This window comes from Actibacterium sp. 188UL27-1, assembly GCF_016901225.1.
GTDB lineage: Bacteria > Pseudomonadota > Alphaproteobacteria > Rhodobacterales > Rhodobacteraceae > 188UL27-1.
The window spans coordinates 24,681-45,961 of record NZ_JAFEUL010000014.1; the positions used below are offsets into that span (position 1 = coordinate 24,681).

The following is a 21,281-nucleotide window of genomic DNA, read 5'->3' on the forward strand; positions in this document are numbered from 1 at the left end:
TGACTTTAAAACCAGGTCTCGAACTGGACACCGTAGGACATGCCCGAGGTTTCATCCCCGAACGCGGTTTGACTGTCGATCGCGCCAACCTCGCTCCATCCACCATGGGTCGCGAAGACGCGCAATTGCGGGCGGGACCAGAATCCCGGTTTCCCGAATGTATAGATCCCGGCAAGGGTGGTCTTGGTCAGGTCGCGCGTATTGCCGTCTTCGGTCACCTGATCATAGCCAACCTCCAACGCTACGGCGAAATTGTCGTTGATCGTGTATTGCGGGCGCACCCCGACCGACGTCCAGGCCGTCTTGTTTCCATCATCATTGTCAACTTGATGGAGGCCGACAAAGAACAACTCTGTTTTTTCTCCGACCGGAACCAGCCCATGGACCTGGGCGCGGGTCAGACTGCGATCACTACCGGCAAAGGCCGCGCCATCCCCGAAAAAGCCCCAGGCCGCCCCTTCGGAATACATCAGGCTGCCTTTCAGGAAGCCGCCGTAGAAGTTGTTCTTTTGCAGATGGGCCCGGATGGCAAAGCCTTCATCGCCGGCTTGATCCTCATCGACCATTGCGTAGGCCAGGCCAATCTCGGCGATCAGATCCTCGCCCAGTTCTATGTTCTCGATCCGTCCGTCCAGCGTGACGACCGTGTTTTCCTCGTCGGTAAAGGCCGCAACGGACAGATCACCGAAGCCCAGCTTCACATTCTCCAACCCGACGCCGTAGCCGTTAAAGTTGGAGTAATCCTCGTAATAAAAATCGATGATGTGGATGTCTTTGCGTTTGTAGTACCGCCGCCCGGCCCATAACGTGCTGTCCTTGAACGCTCCTTCGCCAAAGCCCTTATAACCGACCCATAGTTCACGCAGAACGATATCGGTCTCGATGTCACCGCTGAACCGCAGATCGTTGCTGTCGCCCGCGATATGGTAGCGGATGCCGCCCACGATCTGGCTGCCATTGGACAGGTCCGTGCTGGCGTTGAACCCGAACTCACCATAGAAATCGGCTTCGTTGCCGAGGCGGTATTTGGTCCAGGCGCCATTCAGTTGCATCTTGACGAAATCGCTGCCTTCCGTCTCACCCACACCGAGGCGAAGATACCCCGTTTGAGAGAATTTGAATTCCGCTTGTGCCGCACCGCCACTGGCAATGACCAAGGCTGCGAGTGTCCCGAGAGTTTGTTTTTTCATGGTGTCCTCCGTTGATCCGGTTGTGACCGGTTTGTTGTTTTTATGGTTGCGCGCATGGCTCATCCGGTCGCGGATGCGGGTGCGCATTCGCGTCGGGTTTTGCCCAAGGCTGTTGGATTGACCCGGCCGTGACCGGGCGGGGGTGTCAGGTTAGGATCGGTATCTCATATTTCCCCCGGACCAGCCTTTGGCCTGGCAATCGATTGTCCAAAAATCAACTCACAAGGCAGGCTGATGCCGTGCCGTTGCACGGGTGTCGTGCCAGCCTTGCTGACCGCTGCGGTCAGGTCCGCCAAGGGGCCGCTTGTATCCGTCCAGTCGAAATATGTGCGGCAAAGTTCTGGTAGGCCGGGGGGCAGGTGAGCGATCCGTCCCCCATCATCATGCGCCACGACAGACACATCACCCGGGATGGTTAGCCCCAATTCTTCAAGGATTACCGCCAGCTCAGCCGCCACCGGAACGGAGCCGCACATAATTGCTGTCGGCGCGGGGCCGAGCCGTTCTGAAAACAGCCCCAGAACGTAGGATCGCAACCGTGAGGCATTGCCACCTTCCAGAAATTCAAGATGAGTCAAAACCTCCTGCCGGGCCGCCGCCAATGTCGCGCGATAGACGGCGGAACGGTGGATGGCATGGGTCGTTGTGGCGTCATCCTGGATGATCGCAATCCTGCGATGGCCCAGATCCAAGAGCGCATGCAAGGGATCCCGCACAATCTGTGCATTATCCACAGTGACGAAGGGGACGGCACAGCCGTCGGCCGGCAATCCGTGCACGACAAAGGGAAACTTGGCGTCGGTCAGAAAATCGATCCGTGCGTCGTTCTGCATGGGTGCCCCCACGACAAACGCGTCCACGATGCCGCGTTTTATCATGTCTTTGTATTTCAGGATGACGTTCTGATGAGGTGGTTTGACCGAAAACACGAGGTCATAGCCGCGTTCCGACAATTCAAAGGAGAGTTTCGACACCAGTTCCAGAAAGTCCGGGCTGCCGTTATGGCGGGTTTGGCGGACCAGCTCCAGATCGGCGATCAGGCAAATGATGTTGGATTTGCCGGAGACGAGTGATTTGGCTGCCCGGTTGGGCACATAACCCAGTTCGCGCGCGGCGTCCTGGATCTTGGCCTTGGTATCGGGGTGAACGTCATCGAATCCGTTCAAGGCGCGGCTGACAGTGGCCGTCGAAAGGCCAAGCTTCGCGCTGATATCTTTGAGCGTTGCCAAATCACTCCTCCTAAAGAGCAATCTAATCGTTTAGATCACCATAAGTGAGATTCTGTTCCTGTAAACAGAAAAGATATAAGGAGCGTAATTTCGTTACTAAGTAGCAGAATAAAAAATCTAATCGTTTAGATTTTCACTAAGCCATGACAGCCTTGCATCGCTTACGGCCTGCCATCCGTTCCGCTTGTCTGGTCCCGTGCTCGTTTTCGGAGCTGCGACGGTGTTTCGTCAAAATGTCTGCGGAACTGCTCTATGAAGTGCGAGATGCTGTCATAGCCGACCTCCATCGCGATCTCTGTCACGCTTTTGCGGCCTTGGATCAGAAGGCTCCGCGCCCGGGCCATGCGTTGCTCCAGCAGCCACTTGGCCGGTGACGTTCCAAAAACCCGTTTGATATCCCGATTGAACGATGCGGGCGAACGGCCAGCCAAGGCAGCGAGTTCCGGCATCGTCAAAGTACCGCTACCTGCCTGCCGCATGATCTGATGCAGGTTGATGGCCGGTCCGTCCCCGCGCCCATCGCGAAGGGCGGCGACTAGCGGGCCATGATCGGCCAGAGCCGCCAAGAGGTGTAACAATTCAACGAGTTTGGCGCGCACAAGATCCTCGTCAACGGCCAGATTTTCGTAGATGTCCACAACACTGTGCATGAAAGTGGACATCCGGTGACGTGCCGGGATCCGGTAAAGGCCCGATGTCGCCTCCTCCGCCGCCGGCGGCGCATTGTGGCGCGTCAGAAAGTTATCGATCACCGTATTGGACAGGAAGATCAGGACAGCTTCCAGCGGCCCCTCCTTGGACACGAAATCTGAATGCAGGATTCGGCCCTGGGGCAGCACAATCAGCTCCTGCGGCCCCATCACGACATCCGGTCGCCCGGTCTGACTGAACCGCTCCGTGCCGCGGATCAGGAAACACAAGAACGGCATGCTGGACAGGAACGTCACAAACCGCAGGTCGCTGTGAACCGTCTTGTGCAGGATCGTGCCGTGGCGCCCCGTCAGGATCTGACGGGGCGCTGCGAAATCGGTCAGACTGTCCGGCAGCACCATCGCGGTCAGTCGGTCAGATATGTCGTTCAGCGCGCGCGCCCCGGATGTGTTGGCGATGGATAGTCCAACCATTTGGTTGCCATGACGACGATGCGTCACTTTGGCAAGTCAACCTGATTGAAACGGGGCAAGGCTGATCGGACGGGGTTAGCGCGCTTTATCCATCGCCGTCAGATTGGGCTCAGATGTCACAGGAAAGGAGACGGATATGAGTATTTGGGTCACGTTGAACCTGGAGGTCGCGACTGATAAAGCTGCGGCGCTGCAAGGCTTTCTGGAGGAAAAATTACCGACCGTCCGTGGCTTTGCCGGGGCGCTGTCGGTCACGGTTTATCAGGATCCTGAAAGCCCCAGGATGCTGATCCTGGAGGAATGGATGTCCAGACAACATCATCAGGATTATATCGCCGCCATTACGGAAAACGGGGTCATGGCGCAGTTGGCCGGTTTCATGGCCGCACCGCCGCGTATCGAGTATTTCACGCGATCGGTGATCTGATCGGCGCGGCGGGACGGTTGGCTCCGTCGGGAGCCAACCCAAGGGAAGCTATGAGTGTCCTGTCCAGGTCGGGCCCGCCGGGTCATCTGTCGCGGTCACGCGGTAAAGGCTTGCTTCACCGGTCATGGAGGGGGTCAGCGCGTGGGCCTCGTTGGGGTTGAGCAAGCAGGTATCGCCCGGATTAAGGACGGTCTCGCCCCCTTGCCAGTTCAGCTTCCAATGGCCGCGCACCGGCATCAGCACGGTATGCTTATCTCGGCTCATCATGTCAGGCGGCAGCGACCTGCGGGTCAGGAAATCCACCTCGAATCCGGGCTTGTCTGGCAGCAGTGCATCCGCGCCGATCACCTGTGCCGGGGCCGTGGCCGACAGCGCCACAAGATCCCAGTACCGGGCGACATGGCCCGGGATCACCGCATCAACCGGCAATTCCGGATAGCTGGCCAGGGCCGTGTCTGACAGGATGGGCATGGGGGAGAGGCCATCGGGCAAAACCTCACCCTTCGCGCTATCATAAAGCACGCCGTTCTCTCCCAGAACCAAGCCGTGGGCGCGAGCCTCTTCGATCACTTGCGGGGCCCAGGTCACACCGCCGCCTGCATCATCCCCGCCCAGGATGGCCATGATCATCCCGTAATCGGTGCCGACATTTTCGAACCCGCGGAAGATGCCGGTGGGAATGTTGAATATGTCGCCTTCATTGGCGATCAAAGATCCGGCATCGCCATACCGCCCCCAAAAGAAGCGCCAGCGGCCTTTCAGGACAAAAAACACCTCTGCCGTGGTGTGGGAATGCAGGCTGTTGCGACAATTGGGTGGCTGGCCCGCCGCGCCGATGTTAAATCCGGGCGTTTCGCGAATATGCACATGCTGGTCGGGGCTTTCGGACACGCCGCCGCCGATGATCGTGAAGTTTTCCTTCCGGTCGCTGCCCGGCGTATGGGCGTCGATGAAGGCGGTCTTGCAGGGCTTCAGGTCGCCATACCGCACGATCCGTGCCTCGATCCCGGTTGTGCTCTGGTCCAGCATTGTGTCTCCTTCGCGCTGCGGTCAGGCCGCCGTCCAGCCACCATCGACCATCAGGGCCGATCCGGTGATCAGGGCAGAGGCGTCAGAGGCCAGAAATTGCACGGCCCCCATGATATCTTCGACTTCACCGACCCGGCCCAGCAGGATCTTGTCTTCGATCCAGGCGCGGCGTTCGGGGTTGTCAAATGTGGGTTTGGTCAGGGCCGTCAGAATGAAGGTCGGGCAGATTGTATTGACCCGGATGCCCGCAGGACCCCATTCGATGGCCATGGATTTGGTGAAGCCTTCGACGGCGTGTTTGGTGGCGGAATAGACGGCGCGGTCGATTCCGCCGACTTGCGCCATCTGGCTGGAGATATTGATCAATGATCCCGGCTTGCCTGCCGCCGCCAGACCGCTTGCGACGGCACGGGTCATGAAATAGGCGCCCTTGAAGTTTAGATCCGACACGAGATCGAAATCCGCCTCCGTCGTTTCAACCGCAGGGCTGTGCTTGGCGACACCGGCGGAGTTCACCAGAATATCGAAGGGGCCATGTTCCGCGATCAAGGCCTCGGTCGCCGGGATGTCGGCGGCATCTAGCATCAGTGCAGTGGCCGTGTGGCCCGCCGCTGTCATTTCTGCCACCAAGGCGTTCAACTTGTCGGCTGACCGGGCCGCGGCGACCACATGGGCGCCCGCCTCCGCCAGCGCCGCAGCACAGGCCCGACCGATGCCTGAAGAGGCACCCGCCACCAGGGCGACCTTGCCGTCAAGCCGCATCGATGGGGTTCGGGGCAGGGGGTTAGGTCTGGTCATTCTGCGAGTCTTTCGTTCTGTCGCGGGTGGTGCCGCGTTCAATAAGTTCGCTGGTGATCTTGACATGGCGCACGGGCATGGCGGCTCCGCTGATCATCTGCATCAGCATATCGACGGTGGCGTCAACCATCCGGTTCGCAGGTTGGCACAGGGTTGTCATGTTGAAATCCTGCCAGGCAGCCATCTTTACGTCATCATAGCCGATGATCGAGACATCGCCGGGGATATCCAAGGCCAATTCGTGGCGCAACACCTCCATCACGGCAAAGGCCATGTGATCATTGCCCACGAAAACTGCGTCGGGGCAGTCGGGTGTTGCAAAGACCTGTCGCGTCACAACCTTGGCATGGTCCCGGTCATAATGGCTGTCGATGCAAGCCACAGGTGTTTGCCCGGGATCGGCCAGCCCGGCGAGAAATCCGTTCATGCGGTCAAGGCCCGTCAGGGATCCTTGCCAGCCCGAGACATGGGCGATCCGTTTATGTCCCCGGCGCACCAGCAGATGTGCGGTTTTGCGACCACCCTCAAAATTGGCGGCCGTCACCTTAGGGATCATCGCATCCTCTTGACCGCGGTTGAACAGGACCAGGGGGATCCCTGGGCGGTCCAACTCCCGCGTCAGAGACAAGGTGGCACTGATCGAGGCGAGGATCATCCCCGCAACCTGCAGCCCCATAATGTCTTTTACAACGCTATCGACGTTGTTTTCGTCGTTCGAAGCGGTGACCAGCAGCGCATGGTAACCGCGTGCCTTGAGGCAGGTCGAAAACCGCTCAATCGCTTCGGCATAGAACGGGTTCTCAAGGTAGGCGACGACCAGACCGATGATGTTGGACCGGCCCGTGATCATGGCGCGTACCAAGGTGTTGTGCCGATATCCCAGCGCGGTGGCGGCCTCCATCATGCGGGCCCGCATGGCCGGAGAGACCCGGGCGTCGGAGGCAAAGACACGGCCAACGGTTGGCTGGCTCACACCGGTCGCCCGTGCCACATCCACCGATGTCACCTTACCGCATGTCATGATCTGCCCTATTCCGTCTCCATCGCGTAAGCTGTGCCTAAGCGTAAGCTACCGGTCGCAAAATCCGGTCTGAGCTGCCTGACACACATCGCCGTCCTCCTCAGCCTGGCAGCGTGGCCGCCCCTGCATAGGGAACATTCACCCCGCCATAGCGGCGCACCCGCACATTGCATTGCTCGGCATGGCCGGCAAACCCTTCCAGCAAGCACAGGCGGGAGCCATAGGCGCCGATCTTTGCCGCCGCCTCATCCGTCGTGATCTTTTGATAACTGTGGGTTTTCAGGAATTTGCCGACCCAAAGACCACCTGTGTAGCGTCCGGCCTTCTTGGTCGGCAGCGTGTGGTTGGTGCCGATCACCTTGTCCCCGTTGGCGACATTGGTGCGTGGGCCCAGGAACAGTGCGCCGTAGCAGGTCATCTTCTTCAGGAACCAGTCATCGCGGTCGGTCATCACCTGCACATGCTCGCTGGCGATGTCATCGGCAACGGCCAGCATGTCGTCATAACCATTGCAAAGGATGACCTCCCCGTAATCCCGCCAACTCACTTTTGCCGTGTCGGCGGTTGGCAGGATCTCCAACAGGCGGTCAATCTCAGCCAATGCGCCCTCGGCCAGTTTGCGCGAGTTCGTCACCAGAACGGCGGGGCTGTTATAGCCATGCTCGGCCTGGCCCAGCAGATCGGTCGCCACCATCTCGGCATCGACGGTGTCATCGGCGATGACCATGGTTTCGGTCGGCCCGGCGAACAGATCGATGCCAACGCGCCCAAATAGCTGCCGCTTTGCTTCGGCCACGAAGGCATTGCCAGGACCGACCAGCAAATGCACCGGATCAATCGTTTCCGTCCCCAGAGCCATCGCGCCCACAGCCTGAATGCCGCCCAGAACATGGATCTCATGCGCGCCGCCCAGATGCATGGCGGCGATCACGGCGGGGTTTGGCTCTCCGTTGAACGGCGGGGTACAGGCCACGATCCGCGGCACACCGGCGACCTGCGCCGTTGCGACCGACATATGGGCCGAGGCGACCATGGGGAACTTGCCCCCGGGTACGTAGCAGCCCACCGACTGTACGGGGATGTTCTTGTGTCCCAGGATCACGCCCGGCATCGTTTCCACCTCGATATCGGTCATCGAATCCCGCTGGGCCTGGGCAAAGACCCGCACCTGTTGCTGGGCGAACCGGATATCGGCCATGTCACTGTCCGACACCTTGGCCATCAGGGCCGCAATCTCATCCGCGCTCAGCCGGTAGCTGTCCCGGTCGTAGCTGTCGAACTTGTTGGCGAGTTCGCGCACCGCCGCATCGCCGCGCGTTTCGATATCTTTGAGGGTCCCGGCCACGATTTGCGCCGTCTTGGCATCGTCTGCCGCTCGGTCAGCCTCGGGTTTGCCGGATTTGAGATATTCGATGGTCATGTCCGTCACAGCCTTTCGAAAGGTACAAGTTTGTGGAGGGCTGCCTTGGCCGACCCGAATTCAGCCGTCATAGACCGGCGAGATCCGGGGCAAGGCGAGCGAGAGAATGGGGATATAGGCGACGATCAACAATGCCACGATCATCTTGCTTTGCGTGGGGGGCAACACGATCTGCACCAGCGCAGGCGGGATCTGTTCCAACGCGATACCTGTCCAGGAAATGGCGGTAAGGACCAGCAAGATTATCGCCCCCAATATGGTGACGATGACCGTAGGCTCGAACCACTCTTCCAGAAATTGCATCGTTTCGCCCCGAATCTGACTACGATACGGCGGTTATGAACATGTCGTAAAAGCCATCCGCGACCTTGGTGCGGATATTGGCTGTAATCGCGCCGTCCATGCTATCGCAGGAGCGCTTTTTGTCCGCGACCGGTCGCTCGTTGAGGACCAGACCTGCCTCTTTCAACTCACGCTGCTTTGCCATCGTCTCTGCCGGTATCTCATCAACCAGCGCGCGGCTTTTATTGCCGAGGCCATCGTACCAGTTCAAATCGGCCATCCACAGTTCGGGCCAATAGACATGACCGGTCAGGGAACCATATTTCTGCGCCTCACGGCACCGCTGGATCACCATGGAACTCATCACGCTTTCTGCCTATCGATCAGGCTTTGCCGGAGCGAGGAGTAGATCTCCCCCCAGGTCTGCGGCAAAGGCACCGCATCAATGGAGTGCCCGGCTTTGCGGCTATCAATCGGCGCCCGGTCATTGATGCACCTGCGGCCCCCCAGTTCCATGAAGCGCATATTGTTGATGCAGCCATCCGACCGCGTCTCAAGCTGCTCTTCGAAATAGCCGAATGCCTGGTACAGGGGGCAGTTTTCAGGCGTTGCATGCCCAATTCGGGTCGTCGTGTCCGCCAGGGCCGAAGATGCCACGACAGCGCCAAGCGCCAATCCAAGAATGGGCATGTGCTTGATGATTTTCGCCTCCCACGGATCCGCAGCTTTGCGCGTTGTATAGGTATGCAAGTACGTACACGTGAATATTTTCTGAAATCAATCCCTTTTTGAATTCCTATGCAAAACCCAGGTAGGGGTTGTTAGGTGACGATCAGTCCAGCGGATTGGCGATGCCACAATCGGGCATAGAGGCCGTCCTGCGCTAACAGATCGGCATGGACGCCATTTTGGACAATCGCGCCATCATCCAGCACGAGTATCCTGTCCATCTGAGCAATGGTCGAAAGACGGTGCGCGATGGCGATGACCGTCTTACCCTTCATCATACCATAAAGCGTTTGCTGGATCTGGGCCTCGACCTCGCTATCCAGTGCGCTTGTCGCCTCGTCGAGTATCAAGATCGGCGCATCTTTCAGGATCACGCGGGCCAAGGCGATACGTTGACGCTGCCCACCCGACAGCTTTACGCCGCGCTCTCCGACATGGGCATCGTAGCCGGATTTGCCGAAACTGTCCCGCAGGTCATCGATGAAATCATGGGCTTTGGCCTGGCGGGCCGCGGCTATCATTTGCGCCTCACTCGCATCGGGGCGGCCATACATGATGTTGTCGCGGATCGACCGGTGCAGCAGCATGCTATCTTGTTGCACCATGCCGATCTGCGCGCGCAGGCTGTCCTGGCTGACGGTGGCGATGTCGCGTCCATCGATCAGGATTTGACCACCCTCGGGATCGTAAAGACGCAAGATCGCCTTGACCAAGGTGGACTTTCCGGCGCCGGAGCGACCCACTAGCCCGACCCGTTCACCGGGGGCAATTGTGAAACTGATATTCTGGATCCCGCCACCGGTGCGCCCGTAATTGTGGGTCAGATTGCAGACCTCGATCCGGCCGCCGGACAGCGGCAAGGTTCCAGCGGTTGGCGCATCGATCAGGCCAATGGGCTGAGCTACGGTCTCCATCCCCTCGGATATGATGCCAAGCGCGCGGAAGAATGCGGACAAGGCCGCCAAGATCCAGCCGGTCATCGCATTGATCCGAAGGGCCAGCGCCCCGGCAGCGGCGACGACGCCGACAGTGGCGGTGCCGTTGGTCCACATCACCAGGGACCAACCGATGATGCCTGCGATCAGCACACCGTTCAGCACGACAAGACCCGCATCCATAGCTGTGACGATGCGATTTTCGGCCATGTAGGTCCTGCGATGATTTTCGAGGATGCCAACGGCTGTATCCGTCTCCCGGCTGGTATGGGAAAACAGTTTGACCGAATTGATGTTGGCATAGCTGTCAACGACAAAGCCAAGGGTGCGGCTGCGCGCGGCGGAACTGGCACGGGCAGCGGGCCGTATCCGTTTCAATGACCAGCGCAGCAGTACAGCGTAAAGGATCAGCCAAAGGCCTAGCGGGATCAGCAACATCGGATGGGCATTGGCCAGCAACACACCAGCGCCGACCAAATAGGCCACGGTGAAGGCCAGCGCGTTCATGATCTGAAACACGAGGTCACCCGTTGCAGCGGGCATCTGCACCACGCGGTTGGCGATGCGGCCCGCAAAATCGGCTTCGAACCAGCCGACGGGTTGGCGCAGGACATGGCAATGCGACCGCCACCGTCCCAAAGCGGCAACATTGGGCTGGATGGCGTTTTTGATCAGCGCGGTATCCAGGGTTTGGATCGCGGGCCGCATGATCAGGACAAAGATCAACACCGCGATCAGTTCCCAGCTGTGGTTGGCCCAGAATGTGGCAGGGGAGGCTCCGGCCAGCAGGTCGACCAAACGGCCCAGATAAAAGATCAAGACCAACTCTGCCGCGGCAGTGGCAAAGGCGGTGCAGGCATTCAGCGCAAGCAGCCTGCGAAAGGGGCGCATCATCGACCAGATGAACGGGCCGATCCGGTTGGGAGGGACGTCATGCTGCGGCTCGGCCGTGTACGGATCAACGAGGTTCTCGAAGAATTGGAATATCCGCGTCACCGGGGGAGGCTCACTTCAATGGTCCGGGGGGCCGTGCGTTAGATAGCCATATTAGAATGCCGCGGCCGGTTTTGCCACCAAGGGACGGCTGCTCAATTGGTCGCGCCATTCCCGCCCAGCTTCTGAAATCGCCGCCGCTAACCTGCGCTCAGACGCAGGCTAACGGGCAAGCTTGGTGTCAGGAGAAGAGCAGGCCGCCATTGATATCCACATTCGCCCCCGTGATGTAGGAACCGTCACTTGAGGCAAGGAACGCGACCAGATTGGCAACCTCATCCGACTGGCCTTCGCGCTTTAGTGGCGTGTTGCCGGCCACTGCGGTGCGCACTTCAGGCTTAGTGAAAACGTTGTGAAAATCGGTGTCGATCATGCCGGGGCAGACGCCGTTCACGCGGATATCGGGGGCCAGTTCCTTGGCCAGGCCACGCGTCCAGGTCAGCAACGCCCCCTTGGATGCCGCATAGACCGAGGCACCAGGACCGCCGCCATCCCGTGCTGCCTGGCTGACGATGTTGACGATTGCACCATCTGTCATGTGTTGCAGTACGGCATTTGTCAGCAGGAAAGTCGAGGTCACGTTCAGATCCATGACCGTGTTCCAATGTTCCAGCGACATTTCCGTCACCTTGACCCGGGCGACAAGTCCGCCGGTATTATTGACCAGCACGTCGATTCCGCCGAATTCCGCTGCGGTGCGGTCCGCAAGGGCGCGGGCCTCATCAGCCTTGGTCATGTCACCCTGCATTGCGAAAGCCCGCCCACCTGCGGCCTTGATCTCGGCCACTGTCGCGTCGGCTCCGTCAGAGGATGAGAAGTAGTTGACCGCAACCGCAGCCCCGGCCGCCGCCAATTTCAGGGCGCAGGCCCGCCCGATATCGCGGCCAGCCCCGGTGACGATTGCTGTTTTGCCTTTAAGGTTCATTCTTTTTCCTTTGGTCTCAATCTAGCGGCCGACATCGAATGTCTTGGGCACGGTTACTTTGAAGGTTTGTTCGTCGGCGTCCGTGAAATACAGATCGCAGTCATATCCCTGATCATCGAGGAAGCTGAAAATTCGGCGCGGTTTATCGGCGGGGTAGGGCACCAGCAGGGTCGCGATCCGGTGGCGCAGCGCGCGCGGAAACTTGGCATGCAGACAGGTGCTGACGGGCAGGCCGTCATAGTCTGCCGGATCCACGTCCGGAAAGCCCGTGACCTGTGACAGAGTCGGCGCGCCGGCTTCCGACATCAGGACCTGGCCGTAAAAGCCCGCCTTTTCACCGGAATACCGGAAGGTCGTATCGCCCAGCTTCATCGGTGCATTGGCATGAAGCAGGAAGTCGACCTCCACCGGCTCCGTCGCGTCGACAGCGTCCACGATGACGAAATAGCTATTGCTGACGAAATAGACGTCGCGCAGCACCGAACTCACTTCTGGCGTCAGCGATTGATAGGCCGCCGTCGCATCCCCTTGAATATAAATGTGATCGCCCCGATCCTCGGCCACCGTGATCCGCCCGGTGGCGCGCATGGCCTTTGCCTTATCCTTGCCCGCATATTGGCCCTGGCCCTTGATCAGGATCGCGTTCTTGGACCGGGTCTGGCGCCGCCAGTTCTGATGCATCGAGGAGTTGAAGGCCACATAGTGACCGGACTGGATCGCGAGATCCTCTCCAAAACCTGCCAGGCAGAATGCATTCTGGTCGCCGTGGCTGTGGCTGATCGACCCGAACGGCGAGGATTTCATGACGAACTGAATATGCGCGCCGGGGTCGTCCATCTTGTGCTGCAGCGCGACCCAGCCGATGCCCTTGAAATAGCGCAAGGTGGGCATGTCAGAGGGTGACGTGGCGGCGACCGCCCCGAAATCATGCAGGTACACCATCTCGTCAAAATTGAAATCCCACCAGCCCCAGTTGTAGAACGCCATCTCGGTCCCGGGATCGTTGCGTTTGACCTCCTCATGGTACCAGGCATAGGCACCATTGCTGGTTACCCCTGCATATTGGCGCAGGTTATAGCCGATCTTGAGGCAGGGCAGATCGCCCATCGTGCTGTCATCGCCGAACGTGGCGCGGCGAGTATCCGGTGCTTTGGTGTAAAGTGGAAAGTCCCCGGTCTTTTGAAAGAAGGGACGCCGGTAGATATCGATCCCGCAAAAGGATTTCAGCTGGTTGGCTGCATCGATCAGATAGGCCATTCCCGTCATCCAGTAATGTGGCCCCTCAGCCCAGCCGCCATCGCTGTCACCCCAGGGAGAATAGACGGTCGACAGGAACTCCACCGCATAATCCAACCAACCGCGCGCCTCCTCCGCTTCATCTAACAGCGCGATGGAGGCAGGGATCAGCACGGCCGAAACCGCGCGCACGGCATGGCTGTCAAACGGAAAAAGATGAATGTTGGCATGTTTGATAATGTGGTCCGCAGTCTCCCGCGTGCGCACCAACAGTGCCTGCCGCACCGTGTCGCGCTCCTCGGGCGACATCTCATCCTGCAGCCAATCGTATCCCCAGGCGAGTGCCAGGTTCACGCGAAACGCCCATTCATCCGTATACCCGCGCGACGTTGTGCCCGCCGGATCCCAATCCGCGACGGCCAGCAACCACGCCTTGGCGCGGGCGGTCATCGCAGCGTCACCTGTGATCTGGCCGCCAATGGCCAGATGGCGGACGGCATACATGGCTTCCTGGCAATCGATGTAGGTCTGCCGCCAGATTGGCGCGACACGCTTGTGATTAGGGTAACCCCCCGGTTCGGGTATAATATCCCGATCCATCCAGGGCTTGACCGATTTGTCGTAAAAGACCTCCCAGGCGCAATGGCTGGGATCCTCGGTCACGGCTTTGGCAAAGGCGTCGCGCTTGGCCCGCGATAGCCACAGCCTGGGATGCGCCATATCGGCAGCGTCATAGCGGGTTGCGCGGTTGGCTAGGGGTGTTTCCGGCAGATCTGCGGCAATTGTGAAGTGGCGCACCACGGACCAATCCGATTGCGGCACCCCTCGTGCATCACACACGCAATAGGACCAGTGATGCTCCCCGGCAGGTAAAACGATATCCGGCGTGAAAAAGTTCAGTGGAATCGGGCCAAAGCGTATCGTTCTGCCCGCGGGAAAACTGGCATCGGTTGAAATGCGCAAGGCATAAAGAGCCTCGCTTTCGATGACGGGTAGCCAGGAAAACCGCGGCGGGTTTTCCGTGATCTCGGTCGCCTGATCCGGCGCATACTGGATATTCAACCGCCCAGCTTTAGGCGCATCCAGTTGGGGCAAGGCAGAGAGGGTGCCAACGGTCATCACACGTTCTTTCATGGAAAGGGGTCCGTGGGGGGCGCAGCGCACCGCGCCCCCGAAAGGCTGGATTAGTTTCCGTATTGACGGGCATAGGCGGACTGCATCGCCTTGATCACTTGGCTGTAGCCCATCTTGTCGAGGGTGGCGACATAGTCGTCCCAGTCGGTTTCGATATCACCGGTGCCCAGGATCCAAGCCTGCTGACGCTCTTTCATATACGTTAGGATCGACGACCAGTACTTGTCATAGATCTTTTGTTCATCAGCATTCATCGCAACGCCCAGGAACTGATCGATCAGGTAATCGCCTTCGTCATAAAGGGCGATGCCTTCCAGGGCGAACGCGTTCGACCACTGTTCTTCATAGGCGTAGTCTTGGTAATAGCCCCGGGCATGGAGCTGCGCACCGATCTCATAGAGTTGGGAGTTCACGGGGCGACCGTTGGTCAGGAACTCCTCGGTGAATGTGGGTTTGCCATCGACCATGGTCCACTGCTCGCCCTCGACCCCGAAATTGACCAGGTTGCGGCCTTCCTCGGTAAACCAAAAGTCGAAATACTTGATCGTCTCGACCGGATGATCGTTGGAATAACCGATGGCCCATCCGTCGGGTTTGATCGGGATGCGGCGGTGTTCTGCGATCCGCTTGCCTGAGATCGAGGCCGGAGGAGCGAACGCCTTGAACGAGAAACCCTCAACCTTGTCCGCGAGCGCAGTGTTGTAACCGGCGGTGGAGGCAAACCAGTCATGGGTCATCCCGCCCAGGTCTTCGGACAACAGGTATTCGCGTGCGGATGATCCGCGGGTAAAGACCTCCGCATCGACCAGACCTTCGGCATACCACTGGGCCAGGTTCTTCATGCCTTCGCGGTAACCTTCCTGGGCATAGGGGTGCTTGATCTGGCCGTCATCCACGAAAAAGTCGTGGTAAGTATCGGACCCGGATGAGCGACCGTCCCACAATGTCACCAAGCGGATCAGCTCTTCCCACTGGCGGGCAAAATAGGGGATCTCGTCTTTTTTGCCGTTGCCGTTGGGGTCGTTGTCGCGGAACGCTTCCAGAACGGCCTTCACCTCCTCAACGGTTTCTGGCAGCTCTAACCCCAAGGTCTCCAGCCAGTCATAGCGGATGAAATAGGCCCGACCGTATTTCCCGTCGGGCAGATAGGGGATGTAATACAGATTGCCGTCCGAGGCCTGCAAAGCCGCCTTTACCTCGGGCCGCTCATCAAAGAATGCTTTGATGTTGGGGGCATGCTCGTCAATCAGGTCGTTCAACGGCAGGAACGCGCCTTCGGGCCCGTATTGGAACACGACATCCTTGATCCGCGAGGTGCCGACGATATCGGGCATCTTGCCCGTGGCCAGCAAAAGGTTCATCGCCTCTTCGCTGTTATCGGTGTTCGAGCCGACGGTGACATCCTTTAAGTGGATATTCGTCATCTTGCGCGCGGCCTGTTCAACCGGCCAGCTTTCATCGTAGCTGGTATAGCGCTTGTGGTGCATATGCACCGTCAGCTCCAGCGTCTCCTCCGCGATGGGCAGATGCCCCTCGGCAAAGGCGGGTACGGTCAGGGTCGTCCCCATCAGCAGGGCCGCCGTCAGTGTCAGGTGTTTCATGGTCTTCCTCCCTTTTTCGTGCTGGCATATCGTCATTCTTTGACACCCCCCAGAAGGATGCCCTTGTTGAAATATTTCTGCAGGAATGGGTAAACGAGCAGGACGGGGATGATCGAACAGACGATGATCGCGGCCGTAACGGTCTCCACCGAATAGGTCTGGTTGATCAGCGTTGATGAAAACTCTTCATCATCCGACAAATACGCGATGGTCTGGCGCAAATAGACCTGTAGCGGGATCTTTTGTTCGTCCTGCAACAGAACCATCGCCCAGAAAAAGCCGTTCCAGCGCGAGACCAGACAGAACAAGGCAACCGTCGCAATGGCCGGTTTCGACAACGGGACGTAGACCTTCCACAGGATCTGAAACTCGCTGGCACCGTCCATACGTGCGGCTTCCTCGAAACTCTGCGGTATGTTCTCAAAGAAGTTGCGCAGCAGAATAATGTTGAACCCGTTGACCGCGAACCCGATGATGATGCCAAAATAGCTGTCCAGCAGGCCCAGATCGCGCATGTTCAGGAAAAACGGGATCATCCCCGCGTGAAACCACATGGTGAAGGCCACCATCAGGTTCCAGAAGCGCCGCCCGTAAAGCTGTGGACGCGATAGCGCATAGGCTCCTGGGATGATGAGGATCAGGCTCATCAGCGTGCCGCCAATCGTGTAGATGAACGTATTGCGGTACGAAATCCAGAACATCGGCTCTGACAGGACCCACCGATAGGCGTCGAGTGTCAAACCAACCGGGCCCAAAACCACATTGCCAGCCCGAGCCTCGAACCCCGCACTCATCGACAGGGATGCGATATAGATAAAGGGGTAGAGCGTTGACAGCGTGAACATCCCCACCAGGAACATGTTCAGGATGACAAAGGTTTTGTCGCCGCGGCTGTATAATCTCATATTTGCCATCGTCCGCCCTTTCTCACCAAAGCGATGTGCGCGAATAGCGCTTGGAGATCGCATTGGCGCTCATCACCAGAACGAAGGCGACAACCGCGTTGAACAGACCGGCGGCAGCGGCCAAGTCGTACTGCCCCCCTTGCAGGCCTTGGCGGTAGATGAAGGTGTTGACCACGTCGGCTGTTTCATAGGTGGCCGGCTGGTACAGCAGGATGATCATCTCAAAACTGACCTCCAGCATATTGCCAATGCGGATGATCAACATGATGATGATCGTGGTCATGATCGACGGGATTGTGATCTTCCACATCATCTGCCAGCGCGAGGCCCCATCGATCACCGCACTTTCGTAAAGCGTGGGGGAAACCCCCGCGATGGCCGCCAGATAAACGATCGAAGAGAACCCGGCCTCCTGCCAGATATTCGTACCGATGAAGATCGGTCTGAACCATTCGGGTTTGGTCAGAAAGTAAACGGGATCCGCCCCGAACCATCCCAAAAACGTGTTCACCACTCCCGAGGAGGGGGAGAAGGACGCGATCACGATCCCCGCAATGATCACGGATGATATGAAATGCGGCAGATAAACAATTGTTTGGGCGGTTTTCTTGAACGTCTGGTTCAAGATCTCGTTGAACATCAACGCCAGCAGAATGGGCACCGGAAAGCCCACCAAAAGACTCCAGAAACTGATGACAATCGTGTTTTTTAACGCGCGTAAAAATTGGTCATTGTCGAACAGGGTCTGAAAATGTTCAAAGCCTACCCAGGGGCTGCCTGCGATGCCGCGGAAGACGCTGTAATCCTTGAACGCGATCTGCAGCCCGTACATAGGTTTGTACAAAAACAGCAGCAGCCAGATGATCGTCGGCGCCAGCATCAGGTAAAGCTGCCAATCCCGCTTTAACGCTTCGATCACCCGCTGGGTTCGGGATGGCTGAAAGACAACCGATTGCTTGCGATCCGAGATATCCGTCATGCCGCGCGATCCTGTCCGCCGAGGGCCAGGCCGGTCTCTCCATCAAAGACGCGGATCAGATCCGGCTGGATGGTGAAACCGGTCACGGTCTCCAGGGATCTGACATTTCCAATGGTCTCTGCCTTGATCACAAAGGGTTCGTCGGCGAGGGAGGCATGGAGCAGTGCCTCCGATCCCAGCGTCTCGATCAGATCCATGTCGATGTTCACCTGATCGGCCGTATCCGCCGTGACCGCGGTCACATATTCCGGACGGATACCCAGAACAACCTCGGCACCGACCCGGCTTTTCAGGTCCGGCAGCGGAGCAAGCGGTAGCTTTTGCCCCCCAAAGGACGCGACCGGCCCAACCCCGTTTTCCTCGACCACCGCGCGCACCTGGTTCATAGGCGGTGATCCCAGAAATCCGGCCACAAAGGTGTTGACCGGGTTCAGGAACAATTCCATCGGCGTGCCGATCTGTTCAATCCGGCCATCATGCATCACGACGATCCGATCAGCGAGCGTCATCGCCTCGACCTGATCATGGGTCACATAGATGCTGGTGGCGCCCAGGCGTTTGTGCAGGCGCTTGATCTCGGCCCGCATTTGGGTGCGCAGCTTGGCATCCAGGTTCGACAGAGGTTCGTCAAACAGAAACACCTTCGGATTGCGCACAATGGCGCGACCCATGGCGACCCGTTGGCGCTGACCCCCGGACAGGTCTGCGGGTCGTCGTTCCAGGTAGGGTGTCAGGCCCAGGATCTCCGCAACTTCGGTGATGCTTTCGGCAATGCGCTGTTTGGCCTCCCGGCGGATGCGCAAACCGAATGCGATGTTTTCAGCCACGTCCAGATGGGGATAAAGCGCATAGTTCTGGAAAACCATGGCGACATCGCGGTCCTTGGGCGCCACCGCGTTCATGACTTTTCCGTCGATTGTCAGTGTCCCGCCCGAGATTTCCTCCAGCCCCGCAATCATGCGCAAGGTCGTCGACTTGCCGCATCCAGAAGGGCCGACCAGCACCACGAATTCCTGCTCGGCCACGGCGAGGTCGATACCATGGACGACTTCGACAGCGCCATAGGCCTTGACGATGCTGTCTAGCTGAACACCGGACATATATCCTCCCCAGTTCGATTCTGCTGACTAAGCGCCTGTGCAGAAAGGAAATCCCTGACTTTTATCTCGCTTTTTAAAAATTGGTATACTAGTATTAAAAACGAGGCAACAGATTTCGCGCCCCCAATTGGAAGACCCTGAATGAGGATCACTGACGTCAAGATCACCCCTATCGCGGTTCCGGACGTGCCTCTTGCCAACACCAAAGGCGTGCATCAGCAGGTGTTTTTACGCGCCATACTCGAACTTACTACAGATACCGGTCTGACGGGACTGAGTGAGACCTATGGTGCAACACGAACGCTCACCGGTCTCGAAAACGTGGCGTCAACTTTGGAGGGGCTCGATCCCTATGATCTGTCTGACTTGCGGCGCCGGGTCGAAGCGGCACTACCTGATGTGGGCGGGGTCAATGGGCCAACGGCCTTGGCCGATCACAAACTGGTCGATGTGGTCTACGGCGCGTTTGAGATCGCAATGCTGGACATTCGCGGCAAGGAGGTGGGGCGACCGCTCTACGATCTGCTGGGAGGGGCTGTTCGAAAACAGATCCGCTTTGGCGGCTACCTCTTTTACAAATTTGCCAAGCAGGACCTCACTTTTGGCCCGGATATCATGGGTGAGGTCATGACACCGGATGCGCTGGTGGGGCAGGCCAGAGACTTTTCGGACCGGTACGGATTTCAGTCCTGGAAGCTCAAAGGCGGTGTGCTTGACCCCGATCTAGAGGTCGAGACCATGCTGAAACTGCGGGAGGCTTTCCCGGACCATCCCCTCCGCATCGACCCGATGGGCGCCTGGACTGTGTCCACCGCAAAGCGGGTCGTGACGCAGCTGGATGGCGTGCTGGAATACCTCGAAGATCCGTGCCGTGGCATGGAGGCCATGGCCGCGCTTTCGGCGCAGATCGATATGCCGCTGGCGACCAATCTGGTGGTCGTGGAGTTCGAGCAGATTATTCAGGCCGTCAAGGCAGACGCCATCCAGATTATCCTGTCCGATCACCATTATTGGCGTGGGGCGACGGGGGCGATCCAGTTGGGCGCGATGTGCCGGGCGGCAGGGCTCGGCGTGTCCATGCATTCAAACTCGCATCTGGGCATCTCGCTCGCGGCCATGTGCCATGTCGCAGCGGCCACGCCCAATCTGACCTATGACTGCGACACGCATTATCCCTGGTCGACCAAGGACATCGTAACGGGCGGGCGTCCGCAATTCCAAGACGGCGCCTTGCCTGTTCCCGATGGTCCAGGCCTGGGGGTGGAGCTTGACCATGGGGCAGTGGCCGACCTACATGATCTGTACAATCAAGCTATGGTTGTGGATCGCGATGACACGGATGAAATGTTGAAATACATTCCCGATTATGTCCGCAAGGTCCCCCGATGGTAGGTCGTACCCAGATGTATAAAAGATGGCCCGGCTTGCCGAAATCTGGCCATATCTTTGGAACTGTGCGTGTAATCAAGGTTGGATGATATGGCACCGATAACCCAAGTCAGAGAACGCCGGACCAGTGTCGACGTGATATTCGACCACCTTTATGATGCGATCGTGTCCTTGCAACTGCTGCCCGGTGACAAGATCTCAGAGGCGGAGGTCGCGTCGCAGTTCAACGTTTCCCGCCAGCCCGTTCGCGATGCGTTCAGTCGGTTGGAGAACCTCGACCTTTTGCTGATCCGGCCCCAGCGGGCGACCGAGGTTAAGCGGTTTTCATCCAGGGAAATCACCAAGTCCCGGTTCGTGCGCGCCGCCGTCGAGGCCGAGGTTTTGCGGCGTGCTGCGCGGGCCTGCGACGCGGCGGGTGTGGCGCTGATGCAGGCGGCGCTGGCGCAGCAGAAGCTGGCGGTCGAGGCCCCCGATTATGAACGGTTCGGCGCGCTGGATTATGAGTTTCACCGCACCCTGTGCCAGGTCGCGCAGGTGGATTTCGCGTTCGAGGTGATCTCCTCCGAAAAGGCGAATGTTGATCGGTTGTGCCTGCTGAGCCTGTCCAAGGAGGACCGGATGGAGCAACTGCTTGAAGATCATACGGAAATCAGTCGCTGCATTCAAAACCACGATGAAGACGGCGCGGTTACCGCGGGTATGCTGCATCTATCGCGGCTGGATTCGACGATCGAGGCGATCTCGACCCTTAACCCCAACTATTTTGATCCGTAACCGGGGACCATGGCCGCTCGAACATCGCCCAAAGCGGTCATCACAGGCGATGCAGAAAGCA

20 protein-coding genes are annotated in these 21,281 nt (G+C 58.6%); 3 read left to right on the forward strand and 17 right to left on the reverse strand.

Annotation, left to right across the window (positions count from 1 at the left end; translation table 11 throughout):
• Positions 1–5 precede the first annotated feature (5 nt).
• The 3 genes from IU397_RS16440 to IU397_RS16450 form a co-directional block, all read right to left on the reverse strand.
• Entirely contained in the window at positions 6–1,190 is a 1,185-nt protein-coding gene (locus IU397_RS16440) for a carbohydrate porin (protein WP_204415847.1), read from the reverse strand.
• Positions 1,191–1,354: 164 nt separating this feature from the next.
• On the reverse strand, positions 1,355–2,419 hold the full coding sequence (locus tag IU397_RS16445) for a LacI family DNA-binding transcriptional regulator (protein ID WP_204415848.1): 1,065 nt from the start codon (positions 2,417–2,419) through the stop codon (positions 1,355–1,357).
• A 161-nt stretch (positions 2,420–2,580) separates the two neighbouring features.
• Complete coding sequence (locus tag IU397_RS16450; protein ID WP_204415849.1) at positions 2,581–3,543, reverse strand: AraC family transcriptional regulator; 963 nt, start codon at positions 3,541–3,543, stop codon at positions 2,581–2,583.
• Between the two features lie 136 nt (positions 3,544–3,679).
• Between IU397_RS16450 and IU397_RS16455 the strand changes: the two genes are divergently transcribed.
• Entirely contained in the window at positions 3,680–3,970 is a 291-nt protein-coding gene (locus IU397_RS16455) for a putative quinol monooxygenase (protein ID WP_204415850.1), read from the forward strand.
• 48 nt (positions 3,971–4,018) lie between these two features.
• On the opposite strand, the gene IU397_RS16460 is transcribed toward IU397_RS16455, so the two are convergent.
• From IU397_RS16460 to IU397_RS16525, 14 genes are all read right to left on the reverse strand, one after another.
• Positions 4,019–4,999: an AraC family ligand binding domain-containing protein gene (locus IU397_RS16460; protein WP_204415851.1), complete on the reverse strand. Its 981-nt coding sequence runs from the start codon at positions 4,997–4,999 to the stop codon at positions 4,019–4,021.
• Between the two features lie 21 nt (positions 5,000–5,020).
• A complete protein-coding gene (locus tag IU397_RS16465; RefSeq protein WP_204415852.1) occupies positions 5,021–5,797 on the reverse strand; it encodes an SDR family NAD(P)-dependent oxidoreductase in 777 nt (258 codons plus the stop codon).
• Complete coding sequence (locus IU397_RS16470) at positions 5,784–6,818, reverse strand: LacI family DNA-binding transcriptional regulator (protein WP_204415854.1); 1,035 nt, start codon at positions 6,816–6,818, stop codon at positions 5,784–5,786. The genes IU397_RS16465 and IU397_RS16470 overlap by 14 nt, the downstream gene beginning before the upstream one ends.
• 100 nt (positions 6,819–6,918) lie before the next feature.
• Entirely contained in the window at positions 6,919–8,238 is a 1,320-nt protein-coding gene (hisD, locus tag IU397_RS16475) for a histidinol dehydrogenase (RefSeq protein ID WP_204415856.1), read from the reverse strand.
• A 60-nt stretch (positions 8,239–8,298) separates the two neighbouring features.
• Positions 8,299–8,541: a hypothetical protein gene (locus tag IU397_RS16480; RefSeq protein ID WP_204415858.1), complete on the reverse strand. Its 243-nt coding sequence runs from the start codon at positions 8,539–8,541 to the stop codon at positions 8,299–8,301.
• A 19-nt stretch (positions 8,542–8,560) separates the two neighbouring features.
• Positions 8,561–8,884: a hypothetical protein gene (locus IU397_RS16485; RefSeq protein ID WP_204415860.1), complete on the reverse strand. Its 324-nt coding sequence runs from the start codon at positions 8,882–8,884 to the stop codon at positions 8,561–8,563.
• Entirely contained in the window at positions 8,884–9,270 is a 387-nt protein-coding gene (locus IU397_RS16490; protein WP_204415862.1) for a hypothetical protein, read from the reverse strand. Before IU397_RS16490 ends, IU397_RS16485 begins: the two co-directional genes overlap by 1 nt.
• Positions 9,271–9,341: 71 nt before the next feature.
• Positions 9,342–11,171 carry an ABC transporter ATP-binding protein gene (locus IU397_RS16495; protein WP_204415969.1) on the reverse strand — a complete coding sequence of 610 codons (1,830 nt, stop codon included), beginning with the start codon at positions 11,169–11,171 and terminating at the stop codon, positions 9,342–9,344.
• Positions 11,172–11,358: 187 nt separating this feature from the next.
• Positions 11,359–12,102, reverse strand: a complete 744-nt coding sequence (locus tag IU397_RS16500; protein ID WP_204415864.1) for an SDR family NAD(P)-dependent oxidoreductase — start codon at positions 12,100–12,102, stop codon at positions 11,359–11,361.
• A 21-nt stretch (positions 12,103–12,123) separates the two neighbouring features.
• On the reverse strand, positions 12,124–14,472 hold the full coding sequence (locus tag IU397_RS16505) for a DUF4962 domain-containing protein (protein ID WP_239479876.1): 2,349 nt from the start codon (positions 14,470–14,472) through the stop codon (positions 12,124–12,126).
• A 50-nt stretch (positions 14,473–14,522) separates the two neighbouring features.
• On the reverse strand, positions 14,523–16,073 hold the full coding sequence (locus IU397_RS16510; protein WP_239479877.1) for an extracellular solute-binding protein: 1,551 nt from the start codon (positions 16,071–16,073) through the stop codon (positions 14,523–14,525).
• A gap of 32 nt (positions 16,074–16,105) precedes the next feature.
• A complete protein-coding gene (locus tag IU397_RS16515) occupies positions 16,106–16,978 on the reverse strand; it encodes a carbohydrate ABC transporter permease (protein ID WP_239479878.1) in 873 nt (290 codons plus the stop codon).
• Positions 16,979–17,000: 22 nt separating this feature from the next.
• On the reverse strand, positions 17,001–17,957 hold the full coding sequence (locus IU397_RS16520; RefSeq protein ID WP_204415867.1) for a sugar ABC transporter permease: 957 nt from the start codon (positions 17,955–17,957) through the stop codon (positions 17,001–17,003).
• The gene (locus IU397_RS16525; protein ID WP_204415869.1) at positions 17,954–19,057 is read right to left on the reverse strand and encodes an ABC transporter ATP-binding protein; all 1,104 of its coding nucleotides are present in this window, start codon (positions 19,055–19,057) and stop codon (positions 17,954–17,956) included. Before IU397_RS16525 ends, IU397_RS16520 begins: the two co-directional genes overlap by 4 nt.
• Positions 19,058–19,198: 141 nt before the next feature.
• Between IU397_RS16525 and IU397_RS16530 the strand changes: the two genes are divergently transcribed.
• Both IU397_RS16530 and IU397_RS16535 read left to right on the forward strand, forming a co-directional pair.
• Positions 19,199–20,449: an enolase C-terminal domain-like protein gene (locus IU397_RS16530; RefSeq protein ID WP_204415871.1), complete on the forward strand. Its 1,251-nt coding sequence runs from the start codon at positions 19,199–19,201 to the stop codon at positions 20,447–20,449.
• A gap of 87 nt (positions 20,450–20,536) precedes the next feature.
• Positions 20,537–21,220 (forward strand): GntR family transcriptional regulator, encoded by a 684-nt coding sequence (locus IU397_RS16535; protein WP_204415873.1) that lies wholly within the window; start codon positions 20,537–20,539, stop codon positions 21,218–21,220.
• Positions 21,221–21,281 lie beyond the last annotated feature (61 nt).